This window comes from Moritella sp. 28 (assembly GCF_018219435.1).
In the GTDB taxonomy this organism is placed as follows: domain Bacteria; phylum Pseudomonadota; class Gammaproteobacteria; order Enterobacterales; family Moritellaceae; genus Moritella.
Map to the genome: position 1 here is coordinate 4139723 of NZ_CP056121.1, position 12957 is coordinate 4152679.

General features: G+C 38.3%; 12 protein-coding genes. 2 read left to right on the forward strand and 10 right to left on the reverse strand.

Going from position 1 to position 12957, the window contains the following annotated elements; genetic code table 11:
• Window positions 1-254: 254 nt before the first annotated feature.
• A complete protein-coding gene (locus tag HWV02_RS18300; RefSeq protein ID WP_211689106.1) occupies window positions 255-719 on the forward strand; it encodes a hypothetical protein in 465 nt (154 codons plus the stop codon).
• 33 nt (window positions 720-752) lie between these two features.
• Here HWV02_RS18300 and HWV02_RS18305 read toward each other — a convergent pair whose 3' ends face one another.
• Entirely contained in the window at window positions 753-1148 is a 396-nt protein-coding gene (locus tag HWV02_RS18305; protein WP_211689107.1) for a hypothetical protein, read from the reverse strand.
• A gap of 285 nt (window positions 1149-1433) precedes the next feature.
• Window positions 1434-2447, reverse strand: coding sequence for a DUF2235 domain-containing protein (locus HWV02_RS18310; RefSeq protein ID WP_211689108.1), 1014 nt, complete (start codon window positions 2445-2447; stop codon window positions 1434-1436).
• Window positions 2448-2617: 170 nt separating this feature from the next.
• Between HWV02_RS18310 and HWV02_RS18315 the strand changes: the two genes are divergently transcribed.
• Window positions 2618-2716: a hypothetical protein gene (locus HWV02_RS18315; RefSeq protein WP_255550683.1), complete on the forward strand. Its 99-nt coding sequence runs from the start codon at window positions 2618-2620 to the stop codon at window positions 2714-2716.
• A gap of 10 nt (window positions 2717-2726) precedes the next feature.
• On the opposite strand, the gene HWV02_RS18320 is transcribed toward HWV02_RS18315, so the two are convergent.
• The 8 genes from HWV02_RS18320 to gcvT all read right to left on the reverse strand — a co-directional run bounded on the left by HWV02_RS18320 (window position 2727) and on the right by gcvT (window position 12614).
• Window positions 2727-3431 carry a hypothetical protein gene (locus HWV02_RS18320; RefSeq protein ID WP_211689110.1) on the reverse strand — a complete coding sequence of 235 codons (705 nt, stop codon included), beginning with the start codon at window positions 3429-3431 and terminating at the stop codon, window positions 2727-2729.
• 260 nt (window positions 3432-3691) lie between these two features.
• Window positions 3692-4804: a RelA/SpoT domain-containing protein gene (locus HWV02_RS18325; RefSeq protein ID WP_211689111.1), complete on the reverse strand. Its 1113-nt coding sequence runs from the start codon at window positions 4802-4804 to the stop codon at window positions 3692-3694.
• A 342-nt stretch (window positions 4805-5146) separates the two neighbouring features.
• Window positions 5147-5794 (reverse strand): hypothetical protein, encoded by a 648-nt coding sequence (locus tag HWV02_RS18330; RefSeq protein WP_211689112.1) that lies wholly within the window; start codon window positions 5792-5794, stop codon window positions 5147-5149.
• A 27-nt stretch (window positions 5795-5821) separates the two neighbouring features.
• Window positions 5822-6577 (reverse strand): hypothetical protein, encoded by a 756-nt coding sequence (locus tag HWV02_RS18335; RefSeq protein ID WP_211689113.1) that lies wholly within the window; start codon window positions 6575-6577, stop codon window positions 5822-5824.
• A 34-nt stretch (window positions 6578-6611) separates the two neighbouring features.
• Window positions 6612-7352 (reverse strand): hypothetical protein, encoded by a 741-nt coding sequence (locus HWV02_RS18340; protein ID WP_211689114.1) that lies wholly within the window; start codon window positions 7350-7352, stop codon window positions 6612-6614.
• A 564-nt stretch (window positions 7353-7916) separates the two neighbouring features.
• Window positions 7917-10823, reverse strand: coding sequence for an aminomethyl-transferring glycine dehydrogenase (gene gcvP, locus HWV02_RS18345; RefSeq protein WP_211689115.1), 2907 nt, complete (start codon window positions 10821-10823; stop codon window positions 7917-7919).
• 142 nt (window positions 10824-10965) lie between these two features.
• Window positions 10966-11352, reverse strand: coding sequence for a glycine cleavage system protein GcvH (gcvH, locus tag HWV02_RS18350; protein WP_211689116.1), 387 nt, complete (start codon window positions 11350-11352; stop codon window positions 10966-10968).
• Window positions 11353-11519: 167 nt separating this feature from the next.
• Complete coding sequence (gcvT, locus tag HWV02_RS18355) at window positions 11520-12614, reverse strand: glycine cleavage system aminomethyltransferase GcvT (protein ID WP_211689117.1); 1095 nt, start codon at window positions 12612-12614, stop codon at window positions 11520-11522.
• Window positions 12615-12957 lie beyond the last annotated feature (343 nt).

The following is a 12957-nucleotide window of genomic DNA, read 5'->3' on the forward strand; positions in this document are numbered from 1 at the left end:
CATGGTTTTTCGAGGTGGGAGAGTTTGCCAGGCGCAGGTAAGAGATGAAAAAGGATTAATTTTTAAAGGATTATCTGAATGTAAAGATTATCATATAGGTGAAAAAGCAACTCTGGTTATAAAGCTAGGGTTATTTTCCAGAAAGGAAAGGCACTATATTTATTGTGATTGAGGCATTCAGCTTACCAAAAAGAATGACTCAATATTTTCATTGATAAAAGCCTATATGAAGCGTTACACGGGAGTAATTAATAATGAATAAATACTTATGCCTTTTTTTCGTTTTATTTATAGCATCGTGTACTAACAAACCAAATAATCCACCATTAGAAAATCAATTCAATGCGCTTAAAGCTGCATATAATAGCCAGTCCGAAGCTAGCTTTATGACGGCTGATGTATGGCAATCACTGCAAGCTACAAGGAATAATAGTAATCAATCTGCTTTTACTCACGCCCTTAGCCTTTTTCCTAATGAAATAATAAATATTACAGATAACAAAGAAGCAATTAAGGGTGACAGAGGCTGCTTATTAGTAAGCGGGACAAATTCAGACAATATACCAATGGATTACTATATCTCTTATCGCTATACCGATTCATCGTGGGTCATAGACAGTGTCACGAGTAAATATTTTCTCGATAGTGAAAAACGATTTTTACAAACAGCAGAATGCAGTCAAGAGAAGCGGATGAAACTGTGGATGGCGCAACACTGAAATAAGCACCGTTTGACAGGTGCTACCCAATCTCTAAATCTTATTAAAAGCTTTGATGAAAGGCTTATGATGCTGATGAAAGCGAATGCTACCAGCGGAGTTAAGTCGTTTAGTTCTCTGCTTGAAGGGCTTTAAGATATAACCCCAATTATCTTCCCTAGAGAAATAAATAACATAATCAATTTTGGCATCACCCCATTTATTTTCCACAACATGGGATTCATCATGGGACTCGATTGTTTTGATTTGGATCCGGTAAAAGTTATTACCATCACTTACCAGTAGGTCGGTTTTCATGTCATGGTCAATGATAGGAGCAAAGACTTCCCAGCCATCGAAAGTAAACCAACTGGCGGCAAGTGTCTCAAACGAAACTTGTTTGTAATGTTGAAGTGCAGGAGTAGTACGAAGTGCGTTTTTTACAGGCATAATTGTATCCAATATAAAATTGATGCCGCACTACGGTAGGGACCTCTGTGTGCGAGCCGGGTATCCGTATGGAATAACCCACAATTTAATATCACCATACAACCGTGTGGTTTGTATCTAATAGAAAAGGCTGCCAGCCCTGCAATCTCACTTAAGGTATTATCATGCATTAATTCTATTATCAGACTTTAAGCCTGTGATAAAGATTAAGTTAAATCTAGCAGGAATTATGACTGTAGGCAAAGTTAATGTAAGGCATTTACCTGATATTTGATACCGCTAGCTTTACTTCACGACTTTATAAGGTTCAAGTCCGCTCCTACTGTTAAGATCAACTAACGCGAGTGGTATGTAGTCAACAATGAGCTTTAATTTTTGGAGTACAGAGACATGGACACTTGGGGTATTTATATCGGTTACCGATGCGACCCTTGGCTCCTTTCCTCCATAGTAAAATTTGTATGAATCATGTATTTTTTTCGATACATCTTCAGGGTAAGGGTAATGACGAGAATCTAATTCTACTTTGTGTTTTATTTTGGCTATCATCCAATTAAATGCGACATTAGAATGGTGCCTTTCTTTGTATCCCCCGCCGACATCAGCATGAACGCCCGAAAACCAAACCTGCTCAATAACTTGATTATCAGTACTCGCACGCGTTGCCCATAAGGTAGGCTTAAACGTTTCTCTCTGCTCATCGATTGATACGGCATGGTATGCATGCAAAGCATCTTTGTTAAGTTTTGTATCATGAAATTGAAGATATTGATGAGTGATTTCTTTTAAGAACCCGATAGGGATACCAAGCGAACCGACAGTGTCCCATACGCCAATCACTTCGATCTGACACATGATATTATTTTGTTTAAAGCTGTTTTTTTCGTGGTTATCTGCATGCTTATAAACATCGAAAGCATGTTCAATCGCCGTCTCAGTAAGCTGGTCTTTATTTAACAGTCCACAACTGTAGATCATACCAGCGAGTGAACGGGCGGTATATGCGCCTCGGCTAAAGCCGAAAATAAAGATTTTATCGCCACGCTCATAATGTTTACATAATTCGAAATAGGCTTCTCTTATGTTTTTAGCCAGCCCCCACCCTGATATCCCACCAATGAGACTATTGTACCAGTCCGAACCGACGCCTTCGTCGTAATACACCACTTGCCGCTTTGGTTGGGTTTTATCTAAGATCTCCCACAAATTCCGAACATTAGTTTCTTCGTTTTCTGCATGCGGATCCTCATCTGGTTTGCTCCATGTACCATCTAAACAAAGAATAATGTTTTTACTCATGCTTCCTCCTATGTGATGAACGGCTATTTATCGTTAGGAGTTTATTTGTTTGCGATGGAATTATATTTCTAAAGAAGCGCAATATTATTCACACTGTTGGAACGAGCAGGATTTGAATTACCCAAAGGGCAATGAGCCATGTGTTAAGGCACACGTTTGCGAGTCACTTTATGATTAATGGCGGGAATATTCTGGTGCTGCAACGAATACAGGGTCACGCATCAATTGTCGATACGATGAAATATTCATATTTTACACCAGAGTATTGAGAGGATGCAGTTAGGTAGAACCCGTTGGTAGGTGGTTAGTTATAGTACCCGCTTCCTTCAAATGAGGAAACTGTCTAGTTATATCTTCCTTATTATTACTTTTCGATATCATACTGTCTACTTGCATTTTTAAATCATTCACTTGTCTCTTCAACTCAAGTGATTCATCTGTAATTTTAGACACTTGAATTTTCTTCTCGTTGAGCTCCGCTACTGTCGCTTTGTTTTCACCATATCCAGACTCCAGCGATGCATCTAATTCTTCAATTTTACGATATAATTCGAACTTTTCGTTCCCCCAACGCCCGAGTTCTTTATCAAATTTAGTCTTAATATATCCTTCATTCGATTTGTATTTAGCTTCATTTGCATCAATGATTGCATCATAATGTGCTTTTTTATCTAAAGCACATTGCTCTTGATAAGGTTTAGTTACTCGCTCATATTTCATTTTATTTATAAATATTTGAAGTATAGGAAAAACAAATTGAGTTAGCCCAATATAAACAAAAACCAATAAAAAAGCCCATAACAAATCTAAGTCCCATAATTCGAAATTAGCTAATATTATTTTCCGTTCCTCAAGCGAACCCAAATAAAAATAGGCTATCCCTTTAATATTAACTGACATATAGCAGAGGATGAATGAACCTAATAACGGTGTTTTTATACGGGTAATAATTGCATCATTTAATGTTGCTTTTAATTCATTCATCTATGTGCTAAATCCTTGATTTTAATAAAATAGATATTCATCCCACTCTCCCAAAATAATATCATTATCAGCAAGTTAGTTTAATAAAATAACTGAACACTAACATTCATCAAAGCCATTTTTTCACGCGTACTCTACCCCCCTTACCCCTATAGGGGAGGAGGCAGATAATCAGGGGGGTTAACTTATATCGAAAGAAACTTAATGTCTGCGATATCGCGATACGTATATTTAAAATATAAATCACATACATTATGATTCTAAATCAAAGCTATCTGCTTACCTATGAATTTTGTAAACCCATTCGTTGAGCCAAAATAATTGGGGTATGCTTTCTTAAGAGACCTAGCATCTGGAGATGATAATAAAACAGATAATATAACATCCTTATCTTTTTCACTTTCATTTAAAGCCGATAATGCCTCATGAGCTTGATCCACTCCAAATGCTTTTACATCAAAAAAAAGTGCTAATTTCTTATCTAAAAATTTCTTCGCTTTACTTTCTACAAGAGTAACTAAGCACATATCCATTTTTCTCGAAACTGAATATTCACTGTATTTTTCTGTCGTAGCTTTAATTGCTAAACTATATCTCAACAAGTTAGTTTCCACACTGAGCTTATCATTTAGGTCTGATAGTTCTTTACGATATAAAAGTAACGTATCGTTATCAACTTCAATTGCAGTTTCCTTATACGCTACTAACTGCCCTGCTAAATAAAAAAATCGTCGCCAATCATCATGCCCTGTTAGACTTGTTTTCAAATCAATCTTTTCAAACGTATCGATAATTTCAAGGCTAGTAGCCCAAGCATGCTGCAAATCAGTTCTTAGCTGAACTTCTATTTTAGTTTTTTTCCAATTATTATCTAATTCATCATGATGAAAACAGCTATATATCAAATGAATACCACTGTAACCGCTAGATTTTGGTATTAAGTAATTTGCCGTATGAATAACTCGATGGACCGAACGACTTTCTTTTAATTTATTATGTAATAAATTTAAATCTCTAAGATTTTTAACTATCGCTCGACAACCACCAATGTCCTGCATACGTGTCAATTTTATTGCATTGTCTTGAACACCATCTAGAGTGGGACGTTCAAGTTTATTAATGATAGTAGGCAGACGCTTTAGTCTACGAGCAACAATGATCGATGAATTAATTTTATTTGATGTTCTAGCCAAATGATTTTTCATTAACATCAGTGGATACATATGTAGCTCACGAAAGTTTTGTATTTTTTCAATCGACTCATCTCTGTCTGCATCAACGCAACCATGACGTATGTTTCTCGCAGCCTTATCTATAGACTTCTTAGAGAATCTCAATTCGACTTTCTGATTTTCATATTTTTTATTTGCCATTCATCCCTCCAGATAAAAAGTACAAATGAAAGTTAAAACTTAAACTTTCGACAATACAAGATAACGCCTCTATTTAACATATAGTATCTAACACGCATAACCAAAAGCATGCTCACTTAGGAACGCTATTAAAGGACTTATTTATGCATGTTAAGTTAGCCATAACAGGTTAAAAATGGTGAGATAATTTTTCACTAAATTAGGGAATCAGTGTTTCAGCTAAAATAAGCCAGCAACGCCAGCTTTATTAAGTAACCCTGCATATCTAGAAGCCTATTATCTCCTTTCTTCTCAATAACCATCATTACGTACTTTATACTTAGTTGATAACTACAATATTCATTAAGCCGATTTTGAAATTGCGATTCTTTCAACTGCTCTTCTATATTCTAATTTTATTCTCTTTAAGTCGTCTTGATATCTACTATTCTGATTTATTGATTCAAGAGCTGTGATAAACACTCTATATTCTTCTGCATGCTCATCATCCGAAGTTATTTGAGCACCTGTGAGGTGAGGTAAGCATAATTTGACAATAATATGTATAACCCTCCTCAAATTTACTTCTTTATTGGCCTTTATATACCCAGTGCCAGCGCGAGTAAAATCATGAAAGGCATTAAAATGATTATTATTCCGTAAACTAATATTACCTTGAATATGTAAACTACCCGCTAAAGCCCCTGCAATCTCTAGGTCAATTTTAGAATGTAACTCTTCAATTTTTTTTTGGTGTTCAATCTCTTTTTTCTCATACCTATCTTCTAGTTTTTTCATCTCAAGTTTTAACTCTTCTTGAAGTTCTGCATTTATTTGTTTTTTAATATCGTCATGTTCAAGCTTAAAAAGCCTTTGTTGATAAAGAGAAGTTAAAACAGGCATCATAACTCCTGCAAATGCTAATACAGCAACAGTAATCATAACTAACTGGTTAAACGACTGAGTGTAGAACTGGTTAACACTTTCCAGAATTTTTAATGAATCTTGCATGAAACCCCTTTTAGATGAAACGCCTTGCTAAGCGTTTGTAAATTTTTTCATTGTTGTTGGAATTGGTCTAACTAAGTCCTTAACTTCTCTTCCCTGTTCGACACCAATCATATAACTATATGCAGCCATAAATATTGGCAGCCTACGTCGTAAAGACTTTAATGCTCTCTTATTTGACCTATATGATACTGATATTTCGTCCCTATTTTTCTCTGTTATAAATGATGAAACGAACTCAAAGAATTCACTACTTGAACCATTTGGATACATCAAATGACCATAAAAGAAATTAGAACCGCGAATTAATGGCTCACAACTGTTCGAGGACTCAACTTTGTCTTTAATATATTCATAAGCAACATCAAAGTCTCTTATAGATTTATCAAAACCTTTAGTACCTACGACATAATTTAGGTCAGCCAAAGATACTTTCCTAAAAATAAGGTTTTTATAATATTGTTCATTTAAACTTAGAGCATGCAGATGTTCAGTTAATGTGATTTTTACTTTGAGTTCATCGTAAGTTTTGAGTATTTCAACTACTGTATAATTACTTACTTCATCAAGTATATCTTTGTTAAAACAATCCCAAAGATCTTTCAGTGCTTTTTCACAACGCTCTAAATAGAATCGTGAACGATTTTCATTTTCTCCCTTAACTTTATCATTTCGATTTGACCGATACGTCATTACAGCAATAGAGACACCTATCATGACTATCAAAGTACTGACTAATTGGACAAAAGGAATGAAATCTTTAATGTATAATAAAAGCTCTCTCATACTACCTCAAATTAGCTACCCGCCTAGCTGGTGACTAAATGTTTGATACTAAAGAAATTTGCAATGCTTCATACAGCCCTTGTGCAGACTCATTCACAAGTTGTCTTTGATTAGCCGTAATATCTGCCCCATGAGTTGCATGGTTACAAATTGCAATAATTTCCAATATCGAGTTTGTTAGGTTGGAAGAGATAACTCCATCATTTGTTAATATTTTCAAAAGCCTCGTCATTGGCTGTTTACGTTGAGTGGAAGCGACAATATTAACGTGATCATTTAATAGCTTCTCAAATGCATATCTAACCTTAAACAACTCCATATTCTCCGTACTAATTTGGTTTTCCACAAAACTGAAATTATCTGACGTGGACAGTGGTTTTACACCGTATTCATTCAAAGCTTCAGCTACATGCTTTTTAATATCAGGTATATCGGAATCAGCAGCTGGAATGGGTGACTTACCATTAATATGGACATGATTACTGTTAGATGAAGATACTTCGATTGAAGACTTCAACTCAATTTTCATTAAAGATAACTGCTGATTTAGCTCCTTCTTTAAATCTTCAATATCTTGTTTAAGGTGTAGCCCAAATATTTTCATTTCTTTGAATAAAGGTGACAAGCAAACCGATATCCAAACCAAAAAAACTACAGTATCAAAATATGTCGGTTTTCCTTTCAATAAATCGTCTTGTCGAAAAAACAAATATAACCCTAGTGCTATAACTAATAAAAACCACCAAATTAATTTGAAGTTATCACTACTTTTCATTCTGAATTCCAGATTGATAAAATGTATAACAGCACGTCTCAATTTCCCAAATTTATTCACCTTAGCCAACAACGACTAATCAAATGAAAAACAAGATAAAACATCAATCTGATATTAAAATCTTTTCAGGGAAAATGGGCCATCCTGTTATTTATTTTTTAACCCCTGTTAATCATCAACAGAGGTCCATATCGGATTGATAATATTGCTTTTTTAATACTCCACAAGGGAAATGACAATTCACCTTATAAAACCGTGATCCAACGCCCAAGTATCCCTAAAGTAATGATTTTTTAATGAGATATTAATAACCTATTACTTAATTACTGATTTAAAACGGCGGCAGAATGGCGGCGTTAAATAGAGATAATAAGTAGCTGATTGGATAATAACGTCAGCCTAGGTAATTTGCCTATGGTTGTATATACAGTACAAGTTGGGCTTCAACTCCCCCCGCCCCTAGAGCTGTTTTCATCATCCATAAAAAAAGCGAACCCTACTTTCGCAGGACTCGCTCTTATCACTTCATGTTTTTAACGTTTTAACACGCTAAATTAACCAAATTTAATCGTTATACGATTCAACGGGTGGGCATGAGCAGAATAAGTTACGGTCGCCATACACATCATCGATGCGATTTACTGTAGGCCAGAACTTGTCTTTCTTCACGTAAGGTGCAGGGTAAACAGCAGTTTCACGGTCATAAGCACGGTCCCAGTTAGCGTCAACAATATCGGCTAGTGTGTGTGGTGCGTGATGAAGTGGGCTTTGTTCTGCAGTCCACTCACCCGATTCAACTTTAGCAATTTCAGCACGGATGCTGGTCATTGCTTCGATGAAGCGATCTAATTCAGCTTTAGATTCTGATTCAGTCGGCTCAATCATTAGCGTACCCGCAACTGGGAAGCTCATTGTTGGCGAGTGGAAACCATAATCCATTAAACGTTTAGCAACATCAGACTCGGTAATACCCGTTGTTTCTTTAAGTGGGCGTAAATCAACGATGCACTCGTGTGCTACGCGATCATTACGGCCTTTATAAAGCACTGGGAACAGTGGGTCTAAGTTTTGAGCCAGATAGTTAGCGTTTAAGATAGCTGTCTGTGTCGAACGTTTCAGACCTGCTGTACCTAGCATGTTGATGTACATCCACGTAATCGGCAAGATACTTGCGCTACCGAACTGTGCAGCAGATACCGCACCGTTGTTACGGCTTTCTTTACCTGTGTCAGCAACCGCGTGACCAGCAACAAAAGGTGCCAAGTGCGCTTTAACGCCGATAGGACCCATACCTGGACCACCGCCACCGTGTGGAATAGCGAATGTTTTGTGTAAGTTAAGGTGAGAAACATCAGAACCCATAGAGCCCGGTGATGTTAATGCTACCTGTGCGTTCATGTTCGCGCCGTCCATATAAACTTGGCCGCCGTTGTCATGAATGATGCCACAGATTTCTTTAATCGTTTCTTCGTATACACCGTGTGTCGATGGGTACGTGATCATGATGCAAGAAAGATTGTCTTTTAGCTCTTCCGCTTTTTCACGTAAGTCAGCAACGTCAACGTTACCGTTTACATCACACTTAGTAACGACAACTTTCAGACCCGCCATTTGCGCTGATGCAGGGTTAGTACCGTGCGCAGAGCTAGGGATCAGACAGATGTTACGATGTGATTCGCCACGTGACTCATGGTATTTGTGAATCGCTAACAGACCTGCGTATTCACCTTGAGCACCCGAGTTAGGCTGCATACAAATTGAATCGTAACCTGTGATGCTAACTAACCAGTCTTCTAACAGGTCAATCATCACTTTATAACCAACCGCTTGATCTGCAGGGCAGAACGGGTGCATGTTGCTAAATTCAGGCCATGTTACTGGGATCATTTCGGCAACCGCATTCAGTTTCATGGTACAAGAACCTAATGAAATCATTGAATGGTTAAGGGCTAAATCTTTATTTTCCAGTGATTTAATATAACGCAGCATTTCTGTTTCAGAATGGTGCGTATTAAATACTGGGTGTGTTAGGAATGCTGATTCACGCTCAAGTTCAGCTGGGATAGACGTGCTACCTGTTGCTGCTAGTTCAGCTTCTAGTGCATCAACCGAGATACCATGGTCATCGCCCAATAGTACGTCGAATAATGTCGCTAGGTCTGCTTGCGTGATCGTTTCATCTAAGCTGATACCAACTTGATGTTCAGCGTCAAGACGGAAGTTAATGCCCGCTGCTAATGCACGAGTAACCACTTTTTCTTTATTATCTAACTGGTCGTTGTCTAACTGTACAGTGATTGTATCGAACCAGGTATTGTTAGTCAGGCTTAAACCACCTTTAACAAGACCAGCTGCTAATAAATCAGTGAAACGGTGTACACGCTTAGCAATATCTTTAAGGCCTTCTGGACCGTGATACGTCGCGTAGAAACCAGCCATGTTCGCTAGTAATACCTGTGCAGTACAAATGTTTGAGTTAGCTTTTTCGCGGCGGATGTGTTGCTCGCGCGTTTGCATTGCCATACGCAGTGCAGGTTTACCATGAGTGTCTTTAGAAACACCAATGATACGACCCGGCATAGAACGCTTATGTTTGTCACAGCTTGCGAAGAATGCAGCGTGTGGACCGCCATAACCCATTGGTACACCAAAGCGTTGTGAACTACCAAACGCCATGTCAGCACCTAGCTCTGCAGGTGACTTAATACGTGTCAGTGCAAGTAGATCAGAACCCACTGCAACAACACCTTTTTTAGCTTGGATAGCCGCAATAATATCGCTGATGTCTGTTACATCACCGTCTGTACCTGGGTACTGTAGTACCGCACCAAACAAGTCATGCTCAGGCGCTGTTTCTGCAGGGCCTTGAATGACAGTGAAACCGAAGTGCTCGGCACGTTCGATCATCACGTCAGCTACTTGTGGGTGTACGCTGTCGGCGATAAAGAAGTTATCACATTTTTTGTTTTTAGAAACACGCTTACACATTGCCATTGCTTCAGCGGCTGCTGTTGCTTCGTCAAGTAAAGATGCGCTTGCTAAATCCATGCCTGTTAGGTCACAAGTCATGGTTTGGAAGTTAAGAAGTGCTTCTAAACGACCTTGTGCAATCTCTGGTTGGTAAGGCGTGTATGCCGTGTACCAGCCTGGATTTTCGAATACGTTACGTAGGATAACATTCGGCACGTTAGTACCGTAATAGCCCATACCAATGTAGCTTTTATTGACTGTGTTTTTGGCTGCGATGGCTTTTAATTCTTGCAGTGCTGCAACTTCAGATAACTGATGGCCAGCAACAATGTCTTCTGCCAATAAGATCGAGCTTGGTACTGTTTGTTGAATAAGGTCTTCTAAAGAGTCTGCGCCAACTTTCGCTAACATTTCTTTAGTTTCTGTTTCGCAAGGACCGATGTGGCGACGGGCGAAATTATCAATCTGCTCTAACTGGGCAAGTGGGGTATGGGTTTTCATGCAATTCCCTGTATTTATACTTTTAACAAATAACAAAATTAAATTAGCGTTTAACAAACTTAAACTAATACTTTAAAAAATAGCAATTAGCGTTTTAACACTAAAAAAAACCCCGAGGCAAGCTCAGGGTTTCAACAACAAATTAGTCTTCGATTGACTCAGCATAACCGTCAGCGTCTAACAGCGATGCGAGTTCAGTTTCGTCCGTAGCTCTAACTCGGAACAACCAACCGTCGCCGAATGCATCTGAGTTTACTAACTCTGGAGAATCTTCTAATTCTTCATTGATTTCTACAATTTCACCACTGATTGGTGCGTAGATATCTGATGCAGCTTTAACAGACTCGCCTACTGCGCAATCTTCGCCAGCTTCAACTTCATCGCCAACATCGGGTAAATCAATGAATACCATGTCACCTAGAAGGCCTTGAGCATGGTCTGAAATACCGACAGTATAAGTACCGTCACCTTCGTTACGAACCCATTCGTGTGAAGGTGCAAATTTTAATTCAGCTGGGATATTACTCATTGTTGAAACTTCCTTTTGTCTTTTACTTAAATGATTATGTTTTTATTTGGTAACGCTGTAGACACTGAATTGCGATTATTTATAAGCAGAATTATTACTATTCTTTCGAAATAAAAATCTGCAACTCAGCTGACGTCATACAATTTTCAGTTAAATCAAACGTAGCACTAAACTAGTTTTTTACCATTACGAACAAACGCTGGTTTAGTTACTGCAACAGTAATAAGTTTTTTACGCATTTCAACTTCAGCCGTTTCACCGATTGATGCTGGAACACGTGCAAATGCAATACTAAAACCAAGTGTTGGTGAGAAGCTACCACTGGTGATAACGCCTTCACATGCTTCGCCTGCAGCGTTAGTGAATACGACTTTTTGACCAGTACGTAATACACCTTTCGCTTCAAGTACTAAACCAACAAGTTTGTCAGTGCCTTCTGCTTTTTGAGCAGTTAGCGCTGCGCGACCGATAAAGTCACGTTCTTGTGGTTCCCAAGCAATCGTCCAGCCCATGTTAGCGGCTAGCGGTGATACAGTTTCATCCATATCTAAACCATAAAGGTTCATACCAGCTTCTAAACGTAGTGTGTCACGTGCGCCTAGACCAGCTGGTTGAACCCCTGCGTCCACAAGTTTCTGCCATAAATCGCAAGCTTCGTCTTGTGGTACGACAATCTCATAACCTGCTTCACCGGTATAACCCGTTGTAGCAATAAACAAACTACCCGCTTGTACACCAAAGAATGGCTTCATGCCTTCAACTGCGGCGTTTTGCTCAGCAGTAAATACAGTAGCGGCTTTTTCTTTGGCTTTCGGGCCCTGTACTGCAATCATAGACAGTTCAGGTAATTCAGTAACAGCTACAGAAAACTCTGCAGCTTGTTTGTTGATCCATGCTAAATCTTTAACACGAGTCGCTGAATTCACCACTAAACGGTAGTATTCATCATTGAAGAAGTAAACGATAAGGTCATCAATAACCCCACCATCTTGTTGTAACATTCCGGTATAGAGGGCTTTACCAGAAACAGTTAATTTTGCCACGTCATTGGCAAGTAAATAACGTAAGAACGACTTAGCGTCAGCGCCTTTGATATCAACGATGGTCATGTGTGACACATCGAACATACCCGCATCTTCGCGTACAGCATTATGTTCAGCAATCTGGGAACCGTAATTGATTGGCATATCCCAACCATGAAAGTCCACCATTTTTGCCCCTGCTTCTACGTGCTTCGGGAACAGTACTGTTTGTTGAGCCATTCTATAATTCCTTTAATTGACAGTTATTAATCAAGACTTTGGGATCAAGTAAAATTGCTTTCTTGCTTTTATATTAAAGCGTCATGTAAAACCTATTACATGATAATAATTCAATTATACCCTTAGAAAGCATTCGTTAAAATTATTTAAGGAATAGAAAATCTAATGGTTAATCAAATGATAATGCGCATAAGGCTAACACTTTAATAGAGGAAAAAGTTATTCGCGGGGAATAATGACGTCATAGATCACAAAAAAACCAATAAGAGCAGCTTACTTTGCTAACTTCGAGCTATATTGGCAATGATTAAACTGTGAAGAACTCGGATAGGAATGGCCTTAG